Annotated in this window: 19 protein-coding genes; 10 read left to right on the forward strand and 9 right to left on the reverse strand. The window is 54.3% G+C overall.

All coding sequences use genetic code 11. From position 1 onward, the window contains the following. The first annotated feature begins 12 nt into the window (after positions 1 to 12). The 9 genes from H9C73_RS02675 to H9C73_RS02715 all read left to right on the forward strand — a co-directional run bounded on the left by H9C73_RS02675 (position 13) and on the right by H9C73_RS02715 (position 12,605). The gene (locus H9C73_RS02675) at positions 13 to 294 is read left to right on the forward strand and encodes a peptidylprolyl isomerase (protein WP_209286239.1); all 282 of its coding nucleotides are present in this window, start codon (positions 13 to 15) and stop codon (positions 292 to 294) included. Positions 295 to 390: 96 nt separating this feature from the next. Beyond that, positions 391 to 738, forward strand: coding sequence for an FKBP-type peptidyl-prolyl cis-trans isomerase (locus H9C73_RS02680; RefSeq protein WP_209286240.1), 348 nt, complete (start codon positions 391 to 393; stop codon positions 736 to 738). Positions 739 to 904: 166 nt separating this feature from the next. Next, positions 905 to 3,331 (forward strand): EcoAI/FtnUII family type I restriction enzme subunit R, encoded by a 2,427-nt coding sequence (gene hsdR / locus H9C73_RS02685; protein WP_209286241.1) that lies wholly within the window; start codon positions 905 to 907, stop codon positions 3,329 to 3,331. Between the two features lie 52 nt (positions 3,332 to 3,383). After that, positions 3,384 to 4,880 carry a type I restriction-modification system subunit M gene (locus H9C73_RS02690; protein WP_209286242.1) on the forward strand — a complete coding sequence of 499 codons (1,497 nt, stop codon included), beginning with the start codon at positions 3,384 to 3,386 and terminating at the stop codon, positions 4,878 to 4,880. Further along, a complete protein-coding gene (locus tag H9C73_RS02695) occupies positions 4,877 to 6,508 on the forward strand; it encodes a restriction endonuclease subunit S (protein WP_209286243.1) in 1,632 nt (543 codons plus the stop codon). Before H9C73_RS02690 ends, H9C73_RS02695 begins: the two co-directional genes overlap by 4 nt. Before the next feature lie 10 nt (positions 6,509 to 6,518). Further along, positions 6,519 to 8,450, forward strand: a complete 1,932-nt coding sequence (locus H9C73_RS02700; RefSeq protein ID WP_209286244.1) for an RNA-directed DNA polymerase — start codon at positions 6,519 to 6,521, stop codon at positions 8,448 to 8,450. Continuing rightward, positions 8,407 to 10,437, forward strand: coding sequence for a hypothetical protein (locus H9C73_RS02705; RefSeq protein ID WP_209286245.1), 2,031 nt, complete (start codon positions 8,407 to 8,409; stop codon positions 10,435 to 10,437). Before H9C73_RS02700 ends, H9C73_RS02705 begins: the two co-directional genes overlap by 44 nt. A gap of 57 nt (positions 10,438 to 10,494) precedes the next feature. Beyond that, positions 10,495 to 11,475, forward strand: coding sequence for an Abi family protein (locus H9C73_RS02710; protein WP_209286246.1), 981 nt, complete (start codon positions 10,495 to 10,497; stop codon positions 11,473 to 11,475). A 122-nt stretch (positions 11,476 to 11,597) separates the two neighbouring features. Then, a complete protein-coding gene (locus tag H9C73_RS02715) occupies positions 11,598 to 12,605 on the forward strand; it encodes a restriction endonuclease (protein ID WP_236014046.1) in 1,008 nt (335 codons plus the stop codon). 615 nt (positions 12,606 to 13,220) lie between these two features. Here H9C73_RS02715 and H9C73_RS02720 read toward each other — a convergent pair. Then, the gene (locus tag H9C73_RS02720) at positions 13,221 to 13,919 is read right to left on the reverse strand and encodes an endonuclease (protein ID WP_209286247.1); all 699 of its coding nucleotides are present in this window, start codon (positions 13,917 to 13,919) and stop codon (positions 13,221 to 13,223) included. Positions 13,920 to 13,987: 68 nt separating this feature from the next. On the opposite strand from H9C73_RS02720, the gene H9C73_RS16415 reads away from it, so the two are divergent. Beyond that, on the forward strand, positions 13,988 to 14,215 hold the full coding sequence (locus tag H9C73_RS16415) for a carbon storage regulator (RefSeq protein ID WP_209286248.1): 228 nt from the start codon (positions 13,988 to 13,990) through the stop codon (positions 14,213 to 14,215). On the opposite strand, the gene H9C73_RS02730 is transcribed toward H9C73_RS16415, so the two are convergent. The 8 genes from H9C73_RS02730 to H9C73_RS02765 all read right to left on the reverse strand — a co-directional run bounded on the left by H9C73_RS02730 (position 14,177) and on the right by H9C73_RS02765 (position 21,077). Beyond that, positions 14,177 to 15,190 (reverse strand): phage late control D family protein, encoded by a 1,014-nt coding sequence (locus H9C73_RS02730; protein WP_209286249.1) that lies wholly within the window; start codon positions 15,188 to 15,190, stop codon positions 14,177 to 14,179. The two genes, H9C73_RS16415 and H9C73_RS02730, sit on opposite strands and share 39 nt — an antisense overlap. Continuing rightward, on the reverse strand, positions 15,181 to 15,393 hold the full coding sequence (locus tag H9C73_RS02735) for a tail protein X (protein ID WP_209286250.1): 213 nt from the start codon (positions 15,391 to 15,393) through the stop codon (positions 15,181 to 15,183). The genes H9C73_RS02730 and H9C73_RS02735 overlap by 10 nt, the downstream gene beginning before the upstream one ends. Beyond that, positions 15,368 to 15,775 carry a phage tail protein gene (locus tag H9C73_RS02740; protein ID WP_209286251.1) on the reverse strand — a complete coding sequence of 136 codons (408 nt, stop codon included), beginning with the start codon at positions 15,773 to 15,775 and terminating at the stop codon, positions 15,368 to 15,370. The genes H9C73_RS02735 and H9C73_RS02740 overlap by 26 nt, the downstream gene beginning before the upstream one ends. 8 nt (positions 15,776 to 15,783) lie before the next feature. Continuing rightward, positions 15,784 to 18,369, reverse strand: a complete 2,586-nt coding sequence (locus H9C73_RS02745; protein WP_209286252.1) for a phage tail tape measure protein — start codon at positions 18,367 to 18,369, stop codon at positions 15,784 to 15,786. Positions 18,370 to 18,489: 120 nt separating this feature from the next. After that, positions 18,490 to 18,744, reverse strand: coding sequence for a phage tail assembly protein (locus H9C73_RS02750; RefSeq protein WP_209286253.1), 255 nt, complete (start codon positions 18,742 to 18,744; stop codon positions 18,490 to 18,492). Positions 18,745 to 18,790: 46 nt separating this feature from the next. Continuing rightward, positions 18,791 to 19,297 (reverse strand): phage major tail tube protein, encoded by a 507-nt coding sequence (locus H9C73_RS02755; RefSeq protein WP_209286254.1) that lies wholly within the window; start codon positions 19,295 to 19,297, stop codon positions 18,791 to 18,793. Beyond that, the gene (locus H9C73_RS02760; protein WP_209286255.1) at positions 19,297 to 20,514 is read right to left on the reverse strand and encodes a phage tail sheath C-terminal domain-containing protein; all 1,218 of its coding nucleotides are present in this window, start codon (positions 20,512 to 20,514) and stop codon (positions 19,297 to 19,299) included. The genes H9C73_RS02755 and H9C73_RS02760 overlap by 1 nt, the downstream gene beginning before the upstream one ends. Before the next feature lie 143 nt (positions 20,515 to 20,657). Then, a complete protein-coding gene (locus H9C73_RS02765; RefSeq protein WP_209286256.1) occupies positions 20,658 to 21,077 on the reverse strand; it encodes a DUF4376 domain-containing protein in 420 nt (139 codons plus the stop codon). Between the last annotated feature and the right edge of the window lie 187 nt (positions 21,078 to 21,264).

Genomic DNA, 21,264 nt, shown 5'->3' on the forward strand with positions numbered 1-21,264 from the left:
AGGAGAGCACCCATGGCACGCGCAAGCGCACGTCACATCCTCGTCAGCACTGAAGCCGAATGTCAGGCGCTGAAAGACCAAATCGCAGCAGGCGCCGACTTTGCCGCACTGGCCAAAGAGCACTCCCAGTGCCCGTCCGGCCAACAGGGCGGCGAACTGGGCAGCTTCGGCCCCGGCCAGATGGTGCCCGCATTCGACAAGGTCGTCTTCAGCGCCCCGATCAACGAAGTCCAGGGCCCGGTTCAGACCCAGTTCGGTTACCACCTGCTGGAAGTCACCAGCCGCGAAGACTGATTGAGAAAAACCACCACTTGCAGCCTGCCCAGCCTCTCTCGTCCAGTGAGCGGCGACGGTCAGGCAGCAGGTGGTTTTCAAACCACAGGACACATCATGGCTGCATCTGAACAGCTCATCATCGAAGACATTGTCGAAGGCACCGGCACCGAGGTGAAAAAAGGCGGTGCACTGATCACCGCACACTACCGCGGCTTTCTGGAAGACGGCACCGAGTTTGACTCGTCCTATGACAAGGGCCAGCCATTTCAGACCGTACTGAGCCGCAAGAAAGTGATCGCTGCCTGGGTCGAGGGCCTCAAGGGCATGAAGGTGGGCGGCAAGCGTAAACTGCACGTACCGGCCGAAATGGGCTACGGCGAACGCGGCTTCGGGGACAGGATTCCGCCCAATGCGAATCTGGTGTTTGAGATTGAACTGCTGGAAGCACTGAACCGGGAGTGAGGGGTTTTCGGCTGTGTGACCTGTGGCAGGTTAAAACTGAGCCCTTGGTTTCACCCCCGCCCTAAACCTGCGCCAGACTTCAGAACCCTAGTCTTTTGAGCTACCCTAAGCCTCGGTGAAAAGCCTATTGATCAGGCCGTCAGCTACAGGATGCGGGATATTCAACATGGACAAGAAGACGCTCACGGAACGGGACATCTGCACCAAGTTCATCAACCCCGCACTGGAGCAGGCAGGCTGGGACTTACAGGCCCAGGTCAGAGAAGAGGTTTCCTTTACCGCTGGCCGCATCATCGTGCGCGGTCGCCTTCACACCCGCGGCAAGCGCCGCCGCGCCGATTATGTGCTCAGCTACAAGAAGAACATCCCCATCGCCATCATCGAGGCCAAGGACAATAACCACAGCCTGGGCGATGGTATGCAACAGGCGCTAGCCTACAGTGATGCACTGGATGCACCCTTCGTGTTCAGCAGCAACGGCGATGGCTTCCTGTTTCACGACCGCACCGGCCTGTTTGGTAAAACCGAGTCCACCCTTGCCCTGAATGAGTTCCCCTCGCCCGACACCCTCTGGGCGCTCTACTGCCGGTACAAAGGCATTGATCAGGCAGCGGCACGGCAAACCGTTGAACAGCCCTATTACGATGACGGCAGCGGCCGCTCGCCCCGTTACTATCAGACAGTAGCGATCAACCGTACCGTCGAAGCGGTTGCGCGTGGGCAGAACCGTATCCTGCTGGTGATGGCCACCGGCACGGGTAAAACCTTTACCGCCTTCCAGATCATCTGGCGGCTGTGGAAGTCGAAAAGGAAGAAGCGCATCCTGTTTCTGGCCGACCGCAACATTCTGGTCGATCAGACCAAGAACAACGACTTCAAGCCCTTCGGCCAGGCGATGACCAAGGTCAGCAACCGCACCGTCGATCCGTCCTATGAGATCTACCTGTCGCTGTATCAGGCCGTGACCGGCAGCGAGGAAGAACAGAACATCTACAAGCAGTTCTCACCCGACTTCTTCGATCTGGTCGTGATTGACGAATGTCACCGTGGCAGCGCCGCCGTGGATTCCGCCTGGCGACAGATTCTGGACTACTTCTCGGCCGCTACCCATATCGGCCTGACCGCCACGCCGAAGGAAACCAGGGAAGTCTCCAATATCGACTACTTTGGCGAGCCGGTTTACACCTACTCGCTCAAGCAGGGCATCGAAGACGGCTTCCTCGCCCCGTACAAGGTGGTGCGTGTCGATATTGACCGCGACCTTCAAGGCTGGCGCCCAAGCAAGGGTCAGACCGACAAGAACGGCGAGCTGATCGAGGACCGCATCTACAACCAGAAGGACTTTGACCGCAATCTGGTGCTGGAGAAGCGCACCGAGCTGGTGGCGCGTAAGGTCACCGAGTTTATGACGCAGACCGCCCCCTACCAGAAAACCATCGTGTTCTGCGAAGACATCGACCATGCCGAGCGGATGCGCCAGGCGCTGGTCAACCTGAACCCGCAGCGGGTACAGGAAAACCGCAAGTACATCATGCGTATCACCGGCGACGAGCAGGAAGGCAAGGCCGAGCTGGATAACTTCATCAACCCGGAAGAGCGTTACCCGGTGATCGCCACCACCAGCAAGTTGATGACCACCGGCGTGGATGCCCAGACCTGTAAATTGATCGTGCTGGACCAGCGCATCCAATCCATGACCGAGTTCAAACAGATCATCGGCCGTGGCACCCGCATCAACGATGATTACAACAAGCACTGGTTTACCATCATCGACTTCAAAAAGGCCACCGAGCTGTTCGCCGACCCGGATTTCGATGGCGACCCGGTCAAGGTGTACTCGCCCAGGGGTGACGACCCGATCAACCCGGACGATGAGCACGCACCGGAAGACGAACAGCCGGATGACATGCTCGGTGATGAAGCCGGCACCTATGATGTTGACCCTGAAGAGGAGTGGTCCTCGGACGACACCCCGGCTGGCGACTGGAACAATACCAACGATGATCCCCCCAAACGCATCAAGTACGTGGTCGGCAATGTTGAAGTCAGCGTGATCGCCGAGCGTGTGCAATATCTGGGGCCGGACGGCAAGCTCATTACCGAGAGCCTGAAAGATTTTACCCGCCAGCAGGTAAAAGAAAGATACGCCACCCTCAGCGACTTCCTGCGCCGCTGGAACGAAGCCGACCGCAAGCAAGTGATCATCGATGAGCTGGCCGAACAGGGCGTGATCTGGGACGACCTGATCAAAGAGGTGAGCAAGAAGCTGGGTGCCGAGCCGGATCCCTTCGATGTGATCTGCCATATCGTTTACGATCAGCCACCGCTGAGCCGCAAGGAACGGGCCGAGCAGGTACGCAAGCAGAACTACTTCAACAAGTACGAAGGCGCCAGCAAGCAGGTGCTGAACGCCCTGCTGGACAAATACACCGATGCCGGTATCGAGCCGATCGAAGATGTGAAAGTCCTTACTCTGGCCCCTTTCAGCCAGATCGGTGCGCCGATGGAGCTGCTGCAAGCCTTTGGCGGCAAACCCGGCTACACCCAGGCCGTGAAGCAGCTGGAAGATGAGCTCTACCAGCAGACTTCGTAGGCCGAACCAAACACTTTATCTCTTTTTCTGAACACCCGGGAACAGACACCTTATGTCGATCAACACCACCATCAAATCCATTCAGGACATCATGCGCAAGGACGTGGGCGTAGACGGTGACGCCCAGCGCATTGGCCAGCTCGTCTGGATGCTGTTTTTGAAGATCTTTGATGACCGCGAGCTGGAATGGGAGATGTTCAACGATGACTACCGCTCCCCGATTCCCTCGCACCTGCGCTGGCGCAACTGGGCCGCTGACCCGGAGGGCATGACCGGCGACGAACTGAAAGACTTTGTGGACACCACCCTGTTCCCCGGCCTGCAAAATCTGCAACCGGCCGGTGACGACTACCGGGGCGTAGTGATCCGCAACGTGTTTGAGGATGCCTACAACTACATGAAGTCCGGCCAGCTGATGCGCCAAGTGATCAACAAGTTGCAGGACGGCATCGACTTCAACAAATCCGCCGAGCGCCATGCGCTGGGCGATATGTACGAGCAGATCCTCAAAGATCTGCAAAACGCCGGTAACGCCGGTGAGTTCTACACGCCCCGCGCCGTGACCGAGTTCATGGTCAACCGAGTGGATCCCAAGCTGGACGAGAAGGTGATGGACCCGGCCTGCGGCACCGGCGGCTTCCTCACCTGCGCCATCGAGCACAAGCGCCGGCGCTATGTCAGCACCCCGCAGGACGAGCAGACGCTTCAGCGCACCATTCTCGGCGTGGAGAAGAAGCCGCTGCCGCACCTGCTGGCCACCACCAACATGATTTTGCACGGCATCGAGGTGCCGGACCAGATCAAGCATGACAACACCCTGGGCCGCCCGTTGATCAGCTGGGGGCCAAAAGAGCGCGTGGATGTGATCGTGGCCAACCCGCCGTTTGGTGGTATGGAAGAGGACGGTATCGAAACCAACTTCCCGACCGCCTTCCGCACCCGGGAAACCGCCGACCTGTTCATGACGCTATTCATCCATCTGCTCAAGGACGGAGGCCGTGCCGCTGTGGTGCTGCCGGATGGCTTCCTGTTCGGCGAGGGCATGAAGACCCGCCTCAAGGAAAAGCTGCTGGACGAGTGCAACCTTCACACCATCGTGCGCCTGCCCAACGGCGTGTTTAACCCCTATACCGGCATCAAGACCAACCTGCTGTTCTTCACCAAGGGCAAGCCCACGGAAACCGTGTGGTACTACGAACACCCCTACCCGGAAGGCTACAAGAGCTACAGCAAAACCAAGCCCATGCGCTTTGCCGAGTTCCAGACCGAGATCGACTGGTGGGGCGATGAGTCCGATGGTTTCGCCAGCCGGGTGGAAAACGAGCAGGCGTGGAAGGTCTCCATTGATGAGATCAAAGCCCGTAACTACAACCTGGACATCAAGAACCCGCACCAGGGCGAGCAGATCAACCACGACCCAGACGAACTGCTGGCGCAGTATGAACAGCAACAGGCCGAGATTCAGGAGATCCGCCACCAGCTGCGCGATATCCTCGCCGATGCGCTCGCGCACAACCGCGATGAGAATACCGATGGAGGTGCGGCGTGAGTGCGCAAGAACTGATAACCGATCACCTGGACCTGTGGACAGGAGCGGTCACCAAGAAGTCCAGCAGCGGCCGTGGTAGCAACGGCAAGATCGAGCTGACCGGGATTAAGAAACTGCGGGAGTTGATTCTGGAGTTGGCCGTGAGTGGACGGCTAGTATCGCAATCTCCCGAAGATACTTTGTTCAAGGAACACCTTCTATGGCTTCGGCGAGAACATGCTCCTATCAAAGCACGAGGTCGAAAAACGGTATCAGGTGATGTGACAGGAGATGAGCAGCCTTTCGATATACCAAGAACTTGGACATGGACAAGGCTCGGGGAAATAGTTGAAGTACTAGATAGTCAACGTAAGCCTATAACAAAGGCAGCCCGCAAATCAGGCCCTTATCCCTACTATGGCGCCTCTGGAATCGTTGACTATGTTGACGGCTACCTGTTCGACGAACCACTGGTATTAGTCGGCGAGGACGGTGCCAAGTGGGACAAAGGCGAAGCAACAGCCTTTTCGATTTCAGGCAAGTCCTGGGTGAATAACCATGCCCATGTTTTAAGGCCTCGAAGGGAAGCTGTGACTGATGAGTATCTGGTGTATTACATAACTGCTGCCGACTTAAGTCCGTATATCACAGGGATGACTGTCCCTAAACTTAATCAAGCGCGACTGGCCTCTATACCTGTTGCTACTCCGTGCCTTGAAGAACAACACCGCATCGTCCAAAAAGTCGATGAGCTTATGGCGCTCTGCGATCGGCTGGAACAGCAGACCAGCGACCAGCTCGACGCCCACGAAACCCTCGTGGACACCCTGCTCGGCACCCTCACCCAGTCCGAAAATGCCAGCGAGTTGGCCGACAATTGGGCCCGCCTCGCCGCTCACTTCGACACCCTGTTCACGACTGAGCAGAGTATCGACAAGCTCAAGCAGGCCATCCTACAACTGGCGGTGATGGGACGACTGGTGGAGCAGAATGCGGGGGATGAACCAGCGGCTTCTTACCTAGCCTTATCTGGAATAAAAGCAACCACGGCCAATACGCCCCAAAACTGGGTGACTGCTGAACTGGGAACCTTAGGCACTATTCTCGGCGGCGCTACTCCAAGTAAGAAAAATGCTGACTATTGGGCTGGGGAGATTCCGTGGGTGTCTCCCAAGGATATGAAGACAGACTACATCTCAAGCAGTCAAGACCAGATTTCTAATACTGCAATAGAGAGTACGTCCCTTAGACTCATACCTCCGCACAGTTTATTAATGGTAGTCCGTGGAATGATACTCGCTCATTCTTTTCCCGTCGCAATGACACTAGCACCAGTCACAATCAACCAAGATATGAAAGCACTTATTCCACCACGAGATTTAGCACCATATCTGCTGTTGTTCTTGAAAGCCCATAAAGCAACTGTGACAAGTTTGGTAGATCACTCCACCCACGGTACTTGCAAGTTGAAATCAGAAAAGCTCTGGTTACTACCTGTTCATGTTCCGCCTCTAGCAGAACAAACAAAAATTCTCCAAAAAGTCGATGAGCTTATGGCCCTCTGCGACCAGCTCAAAAAGCGCCTGAACCAAGCCAGCGAAACCCGCTGCCAGCTAGCTGAAGCTGTAATGAAAAAGGCGGTTAGTTAAGGAAAACGCAATGCCTGTGTTAGATAAAAAGTACGAGAAGCTCGTATTAAGTGATGATTACTTGACTGATCCTTTACTTTTGGCTCTCGCCTGGAAGAAGGCACACGAGTATATCCGCACAACCAACTGGTATGCTGATCACTTCGAGCTCGATACTTCATCCATTGATTTGGCTAATCGCTGTAATGAGTGGGCTGATGAAGTTAAAGATAAGTTCACTTTTACACCACTCGCACTCGTACCGGCGCCTAAGTCTCATCCTTGGGAGTTTACGAGGCCGGATGATGATCCCCTAAAGATACCCGAGTACAGACTCACTTGGCAGCCCAAAGACCTTACCCCTCAACACCTGGATTCTGACAAAGAGCGGCCTGCAGAAGATAGCCCTCTCAAATTAAGACCACTAGCCCACATAAGTATACGCGATCAAACCATCATGACCCTCGTAATGATGTGCCTTGCCAACGAAGTCGAAAGTAAGCAAGGTGACCCGTCTACTGGCTACGATGAAGTTCATCAAAAAGGGGTCGTAAGCTACGGGAATAGGCTTTATTGCAAATATAAAGACGACAAGGCTGAACACAGTTACGGAGCAACAACTACCTATAGTAAATATTTCACAGACTATCGAAAATTTCTTGAAAGACCATATTACTTTGCCAAGTTTGAGATCCATGAGAAGTCAGACGAGGAAGAAGTATATCTATTAGAGCTAGATATTTCTAAGTTTTTTGACTGTATCAAGCGGCCATTGCTTGCGGAAAAAATAGAGTGCTTTTCTCAACAGCAAGAGTCTACTAAAGACCAAACTCAAACGGCTAAAGAAAATATAATTTCAGCGCTAGAGGACTGGCAATGGTCAGCTTCTTCTAGTGAAGATTTTAAACAGCTTTGTTCCTCTGAAAGGTGCCCAAAAGCACCTTTGGGACTACCTCAGGGGTTAGTTGCATCTGGCTTTCTTGCTAATATTTACATGTCGGATTTTGATGACCGAATGAAGGAACTAATAGGTCATATTATTTGTAAAGACCATGGCATTAGGTTGGTTGATTATTGCCGTTATGTCGATGATATGCGCTTTGTCCTTGTAGGACCCAATCGTAACAAGGTAGAAAATGAGTTAGCAAACCCAAAGAAATCAGAAACATACCTAGATACCATAAAGAAGGCATTACTCGATATCACAACCCCTTTACTAAATGAACTCAATCTGGAAGCTAACCCTGAAAAGACCAAGGTTGAAATTTTCAGAGGAAAGTCTGTTGGAATTTCCCAGACCCTGGAAGATATACAAAGCAGTGTTTCTGGACCAATATCTTATGATGACACCGAAGTTCATCTTGACCAACTGGAATCGTTGCTTGCTCTGTCTAAAAGTAAGGAGCAGAACCAGTCCGATGGTGACGGATACTACAATCGGCTTGCAGCAATAGAGAAGGATATGTTCGATGTCCGCGAGGACACGTTGAAACGTTTTGCTGCGAACAAAATCTCAAAACTTTTAAATAGCATGCGACACTTTACATCCCGAAAAACCGATGAGAATGGTAAACCTATTCCAGGAGATTGGGATTATCTTCAAGAGAGGCTAGCCCGGAGACTCATAGCATGCTGGAGTCGAGACCCCGCCCTGGTGCTACTCCTAAAGAAAGGGATCGAGTTATTCCCAAGTACCAAGTTGCTCGAGCCAATACTAGAGCAACTTCATTATCTCAGAGAGCTACCATTTAGTCCTTGGTGCCCAACCGTGTCAAAGCAGGCACAAATTCAAGCTGCAATTGGTACCTACTGCCTCGCTGAAATCTATCGGCATGCAGCAACCGTTATTCACCGTAAAGACCGCCAGGCAGTTCCGGCTCATGCCGATATAGATCAATTCTTCGAGCTTCTGCAGTCTAATGCTATCGAAGATAGCAGCTTCATCGTCGCCAGCAAAGGCTAAACCAGAAGGCTTCAACTTTATTGCGGCGCAAGCACGCTTCCTGTTACTTGTAAGAATGGACACAACGTTGGAAGACAGCTCAGGATGCTGGTTCCACGACCTTATTTTCAAGCTCGCAAATGGATTCAGGAAGATAAGCCTAGAAAAGGATGCTACTGACCGGGATATCGCTACAGCTATAGTGATTTCTAGTCAGATTATAAAGGATATCAAACCACTTCTACGCGCAGCATCAAGCCTTCTTGATGATCATAAAAATGCTCCCAAGATACTGGAGCTTATAGCTATTCAGGATGCGACTCTTCTTCGTTCACTCATACTCCATGCTCGGGCATTAAAGTATTCCTGGCTTGACTTAGATAAAGTCCAAGAATTAATTGAAAAGCTCTACATAAATATAAGACCTTCAGCCAAAAAACTGGAAGACATTACTGCTTATATTTCCCTGTATAAGCTTGTAGCGAGACCAGATAATCCATTCAGCAATGAAATAATGGCATTAAAGCTAATGCGGTCTCTGCTAGGAAAAAGTGCCTCTTTTGATAAGAGTAAAACAGACGAAATCATCGATTTGGCAAAGACTAAAGTAAAGTTTGATAAATTATCAGCAACTCCCTCTTTCGCTGTGTTCGATTATGAAGTTTCAATAAAACTTGAGTTCAACAAAGTTCTTTCAGAGGCTGCTGGCCACCTACGCTCCCAGCAAGACGACACCTTCATTCTTCAACGTATCGCTCTGTGTCTGCGAGCAGTGCTTTCAGGCTTAGGTGACCCGACAGGTTTTGGGACAAACTTCGCTCCCAAGACCGGCTACCGCGGACTAAAGACAACTCAGTTCAAAAGACAGATCGGCTTACTAACAACACCTGAAGCATTGGCGGGTGAGGCTGCTCAGTTCTCAGGCTGGCTCACGACTCTCCTCTCCAAGCTTCTCAAATGGCCAGGCATCCGCGTCAATGATCAAGGTTACTCTTGGCCGACAGAGCTTTCCGTGGAAAGTGTTAGCAAACTGGTTGATGAACGGCTCGCTAAACTTAAAGCCGCTTATTGCAAACAATCCAATATGCCAGGCCTCCCTGAATTGGTTTCACCCAGTTGGGAAAAGTCCAAAAAAGATCTAGTGGTAGCCATGGTCCAAGCCAAGATGCCTAGGCAAAAGGACTTTGCTGAGCACGGTCAATTCCTTGATGATCCCGAATACCGGACCAAGCACCGACGCCACATAGCGCGTGTCGCAAAACTGGTGACCAAGCATATCGAAGCTCAGCACATCGATAAGCTAACAAATGGCGAGCGGGAGCAAACCATTGACCTGATCATGCTACCAGAGTTGGCGGTTCACCAAGATGATATGGATATCCTGATTCACTTATCCAGAAAGACTCATGCCATCATCGTAGCAGGGCTTGGATTCATAAAGCAGCCTGGCTCTACAAAACCTAAAAACTGCGCCGTTTGGATTGTTCCTCGAAAGCACAATGGCAATAACAACGAGATCCAACGCTTTCAGGGGAAGTACCACATGACAGCCCCGGAGGTTAAGTTGGGAATCCAGCCTTGGCGTCCGTACCAGTTAATGTTGGAGCTTGCCCACCCAGCTTTTCCAAATGAAAAAGGGTTCTGCCTAAGCGCTGCTATTTGTTTTGATTCTACAGACATAGCACTGAGCGCAGACCTTCGTGACAAGTCCAATGCGCTCTTAATACCTGCCCTAAACCGCGACGTTAACACTTTCGACTCCATGGTGGAGGCACTTCACTACCACATGTACCAACATGTGGTGCTGGTCAATACAGGCGAATACGGAGGCTCCTATGCAATGGCTCCATATGCCAAGCGGCACGAACGCCTAATCGCCCACTCAAGCGGTAACAATCAAGTAACAATCAACACATTCAGAATGAATATGTTTGATTTCCGACGCGATGGTGTTGGGGCAAGTATGCAATCGGGCCTCAAACAGAAATCTGCCCCCGCAGGAATTTGAGCTCATAACCGTCTACCTCATAGATGAGGGGTTAATCGTATCAGGAGTATCAATCTGATGCCTTACAGCAGGCCATGGAAGTCCTTTCCCGAGCAATTGGAGCTGCTCAAATCCTGGGGCATGGTGGTCACCGACGAGGCCGCCGCTCTGGATTACCTTCAGCGTGTGGGCTACTACCGCCTCAGCGCCTACTGGTATCCGTTTCGCACGTTCGAAGTGGTACAGGATAGCGAAACCGGAAAACTCTCCACCAAAGCAAAGGACGAGTTTCACCCGGATACTCAATTCGTGGACGCGGTGCACCTGTACCTGTTCGACAAGCAGCTTCGCTTGTACCTTACCGATGCGCTGGAACGTATCGAAATCTCCTTGCGGGTAGACCTGTCCCACTTGCTGGGCGAACGCAGCCCTTTCGCCCATATAGAAAATACCAAAGCACACTTCCACCCGGGCTTTGCCAACAGGCCTTTCCGCAAAGGTATGGTTCAAACCTGCTTTGACGCCTGGGCGGACAAATATCGTGGATTGGTCAAACGGTCGAAAGAGGATTTTGTCCGGCACTATCACGCCAATCACGGTGATGAGCTGCCGATATGGGTTGCAGTAGAGGTATTGGACTTCGGTGCCATATCCCAGCTGTTCAGCATGCTGAACGTGAAAGACCAGGCTACCATCGCCAACCGGTACGGCGTGAGCAATTGGAAAGTGTTCAAAAGCTGGCTATTTAGCCTGAGTTACCTGCGTAATCTGGTGGCGCACCATAGCCGTTTGTGGAACCGGAACATCACCTCCAAACCAATGTTGCCGAAACAGGGGGAGATTGCCTGGTGTGATGCGTTTATCAGTGACGAAGACTCCCACTTCAAGCCCTTCCTGCTGTTTGCCATTACTCGCATGCTGGTGAAGTCGATATGCCCTAATACCGAGTGGCACAACCGGCTGGCCGAGCATCTGGAACAGTTCCCAGAGCAGCACTCATCCAAGAAGCTGAACTTGAGCGGCATGGGAGTTACGGACGACTGGAAGGAGTGGTGGTAACCAGAAAATAAAAACCCCAGCGTAAGTTGCAAGCAACCAAGAGGCCGGGGTCGTGTTACCGGGAAGATTAGGGATTAAGCCTGCTGATGTCAAGCAAGCATGAGTAAGATGGAGTAAGCCTGATGAACGGTTGGATGATTCGTGCCGGTAACGGCGGTTGCTACTTCGACGACTTCAAGGATGCCGAGTGTGTCGGTATCGGCTGGGGCAACCTGGGCGACCTGAACCAGTACACCAACCAGGACGCGCTTCGAAGCGCCTACATACACCATTTCGGCAACGCCAAACCGGGCCGCACCGCGAATGCCATCGCCATGATCCGCAAGTTTCGTGACGACATTCAGCCCGGCGACCTGATCATCACCTACAGCCAGGAACACCGTGAGTATCTGGTGGGCGAAGCGATTGGCCAGTATGAGTTTCGTCATGAGTCCGAGCCGGTGGGCGAATTCCAGCACATTCGCAAGGTGAAGTGGCTTGGGCGCATCTCACGCGACCTGTTCACGCAATCGACCCGCAACAGCCTGGGATCTGTCTTGACCGTATTTTCACTGTCAGGTGCGGTCATCAGCGAGGTACAGGACCGCCTGGCCGGAAAGCCGGTTGAGCCGTCCTCCTCTGCCGACGATGTGCCAGCAGCCGAAGCTGAACTCGAACTGTTGCGTGAAGATGTGGTGTCTCGCGGCCATGAGCTGATCAAGGACAAGATCCAAAGCCTGGCACCCGATGAAATGGAAGAACTCACCGCCGCCCTGCTGCGAGCGATGGGCTACCAGGCCCGTGTATCAGCCAGAGGCCCGGATCGTGGCGTGGATGTGTTGGCATCACCGGACGGGCTTGGATTGACGCAGCCACGCATCAAAGCAGAAGTGAAACACCGCAGTGGCAGTATGGGCTCAAACCCGATCCGCAGCTTTATCGGTGCCCTGCGTGAAGGTGACCAAGGATTGTTTATCAGCACCGGCGGTTTTACCCGCGAAGCACGCTATGAAGCCGAACGGGCTACCATCCCTGTAACGCTGATCGACATCGACCTGTTGGCCGATCTGGTGGTGGCCAACTATGAAAGGTTCGATATTGAAGGCCAGCGTTTGCTGCCGCTGGTAAAGGTGTACTGGCCGGCGGAGTGACGGACTGTCCTGATAAGGTTCTCTTCTGCCAGTCGTTCAAACAGATCAACACATTAAAGGGAATTATCACGCTCGTTATTGGGCAGGCTGCCTTTCAGACATCGCAGATTGTCACTAGAAAAACGCCAAATGACAGCTCTGTTGCTACAGAGAAAAGAACAGGAGGAGAATACATGGCCAACACTGATCAACCACCCCAGGACGGTGCGTGGCAAAGAATCAAGGCAAAGTTTAAGCCTAGATACCAGGAGTCAGAGCCGAAATCAGTCACACAGCCGGTGTTGGATACCTACAACCCGGAAACTGGACGATATATGGAGATTCGATACACCAGAAGGGATGACGACTAAACAGAACGGTTACCAAGCCCAGAAACAAAAAAATCGCCAGAAGGCGATTCATATAACAGCTTCATTTAAATGGTCGGGACGGCAGGATTTGAACCTGCGACCCCTTGCACCCCATGTAACCATGCAGCCGCAGACAACCTACTGATATAAAAGCAAAACAGCCCCATTCAGCCACGGTCATTTCGGTGTATTCTGCCTCTATAGAAAACAACAGCTTACATGGTCGTTTTGTATCGTTTCAGAGTGTTTAAACACAGCTGAATACTCACTGCACGAACGGGTTTTCGTTACCTTGTACCTCTGATACTCTCCTTGAGCGTGCTCGTTCAGCACCATCAACAGGGTCTAGGTTTGACCAAGCCTTGAAAAGCTGACGCTGCTTGCGACTGATTCGTAGACCGTACTGATCTTCCATATAGAAGTAGGTGCGAGCGATATCACCGCGAACCTGCTCCGGCGGCTCCGCTACTCTCTGCTTGAAATCCACTTCAAAATCACAGGCGCCATACACCCTGGGCTCACCGGGAATCATGCCAAAGCGGAAGTTACTGCGATCGCCGTTCAGTTCGCCCACTGCCGGTACCAGGTTATGCATGTCGGATTCCATCCGTTTGAACTGAGGATCCTTGCGGCAACCTTTGCGCCCTCCTTCCTGCCAACACTGCAGCTGGTGACCAAACTCCCAAGCAGGAACTACATGTTCCCACTCGATCCGGCCCGACCGGTTGGCGTTTTTCCGCGGTTTCAAGCCACAACTATCAGCATTTGGAGTTAGCCGGGTGCGGTTTGGGTTATCAGGATTTGGTGCCGGGGCGTAATCACAACCGCAGTAGAACGTCACTCGATCAGCGTCTGTATATATCTGGCGATCGAGGATCTTCTTGGCAGAACTGAATGATGACGGGTGTTCAGCTATGGTGAAAGTAGAGGTCAGCAGCAGGGCTATTGCCATGGAAAGGCGCATGCTATCTCCTTGCATTGGTGGATCCGGGCGCTATGGTGGCACAAAACCACACGCACATGGAGGTGCACATGCCACGGATCACATCACTGACACTCTCGCGCCGCGAAGGGGAAGTCCTGATCATCGATCACGATATCAAAGTTATCATCAGGAAAGCCCGGAACGGAGAGGCAAAGGTTACTATCATGGCGCCAGACGATGTTGACGTTATTCGAGAAGAGCTGGATGGAGTCCTAGAGATTGAACCCGATGATGGATCAGATGGTTTCACCCCTGATGCTGCACCTATAGCCTGATTTATCGACCGAGTGGGTGGCGTTCGCAACTAGCCATTCACCATTTACACCTGAACGGAATCCACTCAGCTGCAGCCGCGCTTCTGCGATAATAGACGGATCCCCTGGCATACTGATCGACAATGTACCTTCTGATCGCTGACCGCCATCGTATTCGCTGCGGGCAGCCTTCTCTGCGCTGGCTTGGTCAGTGAACTGGTGCCGCATGCGGCGCACTGGCTCACCATCCCCCACGGCAACCTCTTTATCCGATGCGCTGTTCAGATCGCGCCATACTGCCACCACCTTCCCTGCCTTTGCACGCTTGGCGATGGTCACGCGCCAGCTGGTGACCTGCCCGGGCACCAAGGTGATAGTGGGTAGCGGCTTACCACTAACCGTCTTCGACTCACCACGCTTGGCCAGCACCAGCTTGCCGCCTGCCGGTTTGGCAATGGCGTCATAGTCCCGCGCCAGACGGGTCAGCAGGTTGATGTCTGATTCGTTCACCTGATCCACATGGGGCAACACGATCGGGGCAAGGCTGACGGCAACTGCAGGGGCAAGGCCGTGCTCCTGCGCGATGGTTTCGACCATACCACCCAGCGTAAGGCCAGCATCCCATGACCGTGTTTTCTGCGTTGTGACCATCAGACGGGTGCTGCCCGATCCGCTGCTGCTGGTTGCCTGGGGCGCTGCTTTTGCCTTCACCGTCACAGTATCCGGAGGGCCTGCAAGCTCGATCTCATCCACCACAAACAGGCCCATCCGCTGCGCCTGATTGTCATACCCCAGCCACAGCTCGAGTTCAGCGCCAGCCGCCGGCAGGATGATGCGGTTATTCGAGTCATGGTCGCTCAGGGTAAACTGCAGAGAGTCTGACTTTACGCCTGCATCATCGGTATAAGTCAGGCTGACAAAGCGCTCCATGATCGTTGCGGTGATGTCCTCACTGTTGGCGACCAGACGAAAGGCAGGTTTGATATTCAGTCCCACAACCTCACCCCTTTCACCTGCTCAGGCTCGGCAAAGTCCGGAAGCGTCACTTTGATACCCTCGGGCAATATAGGGCCCCGATCGGCAAGGCCGGGGTTGGCATCAATCAGCATCTCCACCACCTGACCATCCTGACGACCGTAGTGCCTCCAGGCAATCAGATCGGCGGTGTCACCGTCACGTGTCCGATACGTCTGGGCCATCGTCATACTTCCTGATTTGAAGGGTGAATTCCTGTTTGCGCGGTGCGCCAGCCTGGGCAAACACGCCCTGCTGTTCATCTATCTTTTCAATGACCCAACGGCCATGAATGAAGCCTCGGCCATCCACCAGAATCAGCGGCAGGCCTTTGCCGGCTTCGGCTCTCATATCATCCAGCTGGGCGGTGCCGCCTTTGTATGATGGAAACACCACGCCGCTCAAGGTAACCCCGTCTTTACCCGGACCGGTATACTGCAGGGCCTCATACTGCCCTATCCGCTCCTGGCCCTTCCAGCTGTATTCGGTTGCCCGCGAAAGGCTTTGATACGCGGCGGTATTCACGCTGAACTGGTAGTCACCCAGCTGCATCATAATGTCAGACATTGATCACCTCATGCTGGGGCGGCGTCATACAGAGCACCACGCTCCTGCTCGGCTTGGATACGTGCGATCTCTTCAGCCAGTGCGCGTACATCTTGGCCGGGTTGCTGGTAGATGTTGAACGTATTCGACTGAGTTACGTTGTTGGTAACCGGCTGGCTTTGGCTCATATATTCAGACCGTGACCGGCCCATCGTTGCCTTTGCCATGCGTTCTTCATAATCAGGAGGTGCGTGTTGTGCAGAGGCTCCTACCTGTACTGTATTGGCTGCAAAACGCTCTTCCGCATCGCGAAGGGCGGCGGCGTCACCAATTGATACAGGGCGCTCTGCACGCACCGAAGTGGCTGCCTCTTGTTTCTCCTCGTCATCGTCACCAAAGCTGAACCATCCCTTGACCTTGGCTGCCGCATTGCCAACCCACTCCAGCTTGCCGGCGATCCAGTCAAAAGCAGCACGGGCGTTCTCTACAATGCCGTCCCACAGACCGCCAAACCAATCGGTAATCCCGCCCCAGTTGCTCACGATCATGCCGAGGGGCGTCCAAGACAGTATGCCTTTAATCCCTTCCCATGCTGCGCTGACCGCGTTAGAAGCACCTGCAAATATGCTTGAGAAGAAACCAGTTAGTCCGCCCCATCCTCCAATAAGCTGGCCCATAGGTGACCAGTTAAACCACTGCTTAAATGAATCAAAGGCAGTACCTATAACCCCCGTCACCCCATCGAACAGGCGACCAAACCACGCTGTAATGCCACCCCAATGGTTTACGATGACGCCCAGCGGAGTCCAAGACAGCAAGCCCTTGATGCCTGTCCAGGCAGTATCAATCACGCCGGTTGTTGAGCGCCAAAGATTTGAGAAAAAACCAGTAACACCACCCCAGCCTCCAATAAGCTGCCCCATTGGTGACCAGTTGAACCACTGCTTGAACAGGTCGAATGCCGAGCTGACCACACCGGTGACCGTGTTCCACAAGCCGCCGAACCATTCAGTGATACCACCCCAGTTGTTGATAATGATGCCAAGCGGGGTCCAATTGAACAGGGCCTTGATACCTGTCCAGGCGGTACTGACGACCTTGTTGACTGAGCCTAGTAGGCCAGAAAAGAAACTGGTAATGCTGCCCCAGTTATTAATGATCAGACCAAGCGGCGTCCAGCTAAGCAGGGTCTTGATGCCTTCCCACGCCGTGCTGAATACGTTGGTCACATACCCCCATAGCTTGGAGAACCAAGGCCCCACCACATCCCATTTAGCAATAAGGACGCCTGCAACAAGAGCTATTCCGCCAATGATCAGGCCGATCGGGTTGGCCATCAGCGCCAGCCCTATTGCTTTAATGCCGCCAATAACAGCCGGGAAGCCACCTGCCAGTGCTACCAGCGCAGCGCCAAAATCCCAGATCGATTTGGCGAACATGCCCACAGAGAAAATGGCTTTGCCTGCGAACACCGTGCCGATGATGATACCCAAGTTATCAAAGCCCCCGACCAAATCAGCGATCTTTGCGGTCACGCTGCCGATCGTAGCGGCTGTGCTAGTAAGGCGTGTAACAGTCTGGCCAATCACAGGGAGCGCATCCCTCAGACCTGCGGCCAGCTTTTCGGAGAACTGGACCACCAGATCACGATTACTTCTCATCCAAGTGGTGAACTTACCCATCATCTCGGTCACCACTGGCATCAAGGCGCTGCCAATGGTGTTCTTAAAACCAGCCATAACGGACTGAACATCAAGTGCCGCATCCTGAAACGCTTCAGCATCTCGGAATGCTTGGTCGCTCATCACGTTGCCGGTTGCACGGGCGTCTTTTCGCAGCTGTTGAAGCCCGGCGCTGCCATCCTTGAGCATGTTCACCATGCCGACACCTTCAGAGTCGAACAGGGCAAACGCCAGACGCACACGATCAGACTGGTTTTCTACACCTTTCATGGCATCAGCCGTTACAGCCAGCGCCTCATCCGGCGTCATGCTGGCCAAGGCTTCAGCCGACAGCCCCAGCTCATCCAGCGCTTTCACCGCTGGGCCTGACCCTTTGGCGGCGTCCGACATACGGCGCGTGAATCGCTGCATGGCGGTATCCAGCGTTTTACTGGATACGCCGGAACGCTCGGCGGCATAACGCAGTTCCTGCAAAGCCCCGATCTGGATGCCGAGCTTGTCGGCTGTTTTGGCGGTTTGGTCACCCAGTTCAGCGGTGCTACTGGCCAGGCCGAAGATCACGGCACCCGTGCCCGCAACGGCAATACTGGTATTGCGCGCCAGCTTGCCGATCTCTCCGGTCATCTGTCCGAAACGCTGACCCACTTTGTTACCGGCACCCGCCGCACGCTGCCAGTCCTTCTGGCTGCGCTGTAGGCGCTCAAGCGTCTGGTTCAGCTCTTCGTATTCGCGGTCCAGGTGATCAACCGCCTTGCCCTCCTTCTCCAGCACCTTGCGCTGCTTGGAGAGCTCACGCTGACGATCGGTGACCTGCTTGATCTCGCTACCCACACCACGAAGGCCAGCCTGCAGAAAACCAATGCGGTTTTTAACCGATGACTGCAGGGCAGCCCCGATGGTTATGGTTGCATCAAGTCTTTGCCGTTTAGCCACGCTTTGGTAACCCGTCCCACCACCACAGGAACTTGCTGGTGGTCATGCTGCTGATTTCGGCCAGTGACCAGCCGGTATGAGAGGCCAAGGCGATCACCATGGCCCTGAGGTCGGTGCCTCTTATTCGGTAAAACCCATGAAGGCGACCTGAAGCTGCTTATAGTCACGCAGCGGCAAACGCTTGATCGCGTCCGGAGCGACTTCGCACAGGTTGGCGATAAGGGCCACTTCTTGCTCGGCCGCGCCGCCTTTCATGGCGTCGGCGTCCAACTGATCCTGCACGGTCGGCTCACGCATGCGCAGCTTGGTGACCTCCACGCCATCCACGTTCACCGGTTTGCTCAGTTCAATATCGGTGTAATCCTGGTTCTTCATGCTGTGTTTCCTGTGGTGATCGGCCGGCGATTACCGGCCGGTTGAATCAAATGCCGAGAGCCGCGCGGATTTCGGCCAAGCGATCGACGCCATTGACGATGCGGATCATGTTTTCCACATCGATCTCATGCACGACCTGCCCGCCATGTTCTTCCTTGTAGTAATCCAGGCGCATGGTGATCTGCAGGGATGGCTTCTGCCCTGCCGCCCAAGTGCCACGTGCCACACTGGTGACCTTGCCGCGCATCTTGTGCACCACTGGGGTCACAGTGCCGTCATAGGACTCCAGCGCACCACGGGCGGTCAGGGGAACCTTGTTGCCCTCGGCCATGCCATACAGCGCCAGCACATCGCGGTCATAGGCGATCAGGGTGAAGCTGGTTTCCAGCCCTTCCATGCCCATGTCCAGCGCCACTGGCGCATCCATGCCGCCAGCTCGGTAGTCTTCAGTGGTCAGCGTCAGATCTGGCGGGTTGTACTCATCGAGCTGGCCGGCATAACCGCGACCGTCGACAAACAGGTTGATGTTCTTCAATACGTCACGAGCGGCCATTAGCTGAATACCTCCTCGATGTAGTCATTCACCAAGTGTGAACGGAACGTGATGTGCTCAGCCGGGTACGGCGGCGTGAAGTCAAAGTTGAAGTACACCTTGCCCTGGGTGATGTTAGCCGGCGTGTTCAGATCCGGATCAGCCCAGCACTCACCGCCCAAGATCGCACCCAGACTTTTCAGGGTACGCAGATAGGCGTTGACGCCTTCCACCACGTCTTCGACATAGGTTTTGGTGATGTTGCGGTCAACCGCCCACAGGTGTGCACGCTGCAGCGACTCATTGATAATGTCAGCCGTGCGGCGCACCGACAGGAAGGCCCACTTGGGATCACTGGACAGGGTGCGGTTACCCCAGAGTCGATAACCATCCTGACGGATGATGGTGGCCACGTTCTGTTCGTTCAGCAGGTTGGCGCGGCTGTTCGCGTCACCCAACTTGAAGTCAACCGGACGCCCGGCACCGATGATACCAATGATGTTCTGGTTGGACGGTGACCACCAGAAGCCCTTGTCGTTGTCAGTCTTGGCCAGCATGCCCGCTACACGGGCAGACGCCGGCTCGGTAACGATGTCGCCATTGGCATCCAGCACTTTGACCCAAGGATCGACCACGAACACGCGCGGGCTACCAAAGTCGCCTGAGTAAGCTATAGCATCCGCGTCAACGGTGTTGGGACCATCTGCGATGATCACAGCGCGCAGGCGTTCAGCGATACCGATGAGCTCAGAGACGACCGGGTTAGCCAGGTATGTGCCGGCGTTGACCGGATCCTCTGGACGCTGATGGGTAAATCCGGGGGCGCACAGAATACGCGGGGCAAAGCCAACAACCGACTCAGCACCCAGCAGGGCCTGGACGCCTTCAAATTCACCAGTGGTGCTATTCACGCCGCCGATGACATTGGCCATGGTTTCGGTATCGTCAGCGCCTTCATCGACACGCACGACGATAACCACAGCGCCTATCTGGTCCATGATGCCGTCAAGCGCAGCTTTCAGGGTGCCGCCACCGGTGCCATCAACGGTTGCATCCAGCTTGGCCGCTTCAGCGCGACTGCCTGCAATCAGGACCGGGGTGTTAAGGGGGAACGCGTCAACGTCAGCGCCAGGAGCTGTGCCGACAACGCCGATGATGGACGATCGTACTGTACGGATGGGGCGCGGTCCTGCATCAATCTCCGCGACTTCCACGCCATGCAAAAAGGTTTCTGCCATGCCACTATTCCTCGTCTGGCCAGACGTTCAAAAATCAGGTCAGGGTAATAGTGGCAGTGGGTGGCGGCGGTGGCCTCTGGCGTGATTTCCTGAAACCAAAACCGCCCCGAAGGGCGGATGTGAGTGGCGGTAACTGGGTCCGATCAGGCGCTGAGCGCCTGCAGGCGGGCGGCGTAGGCCGCATTGAACTCCCCACGCAGATCCAGCGCGAGCAGAGCGGTCTGATCCGCCTGTGCGATCTGCTCGGCGACATCCCGCTCGGCGCCGAATGCGGCTGCAACGTGGCGGGCCACGGCGGTGGCGACGGGCTCCAGCTCGGTCAGGGTGACGGTGATCCAACCGTTGCCGGATTTCCATTCCGTGCTGCTGACCAACCCGTTCTTCAGGGAGTTGTACGCGGAGTTGGTCATCGCCTGATCGTCACGTTCGGTTTTGATCTCGGTGCCGTCGGGCAGGGTGATACCGCCGGTTTCTACCTGGTAGCGGTAATCGGCCAGTGCGGAGAGCATATCGGTGCGCAGCATGGTCAGAGGCTTAGCGCTGACTTCCCAGGACTGTACCAAGCGGCCGTCATCGCCGCGCTCAGGTAAGCGCGTTGCGATGGTATGCGTTAGTTGATTGTGGTTTGGCCGGGATGCAGGATGCACCCGTTCATACATATCGATTCGATGACCACGATTTTGAATGTGGTGTTTTCTAATCGGGTATTCAATTACATGGCCCGTTTTGTCGGTGGCGGCATACTCTTCC

The organism is Marinobacterium alkalitolerans (assembly GCF_017776525.1).
Classification (GTDB): Bacteria; Pseudomonadota; Gammaproteobacteria; order Pseudomonadales; family Balneatricaceae; genus Marinobacterium; species Marinobacterium alkalitolerans.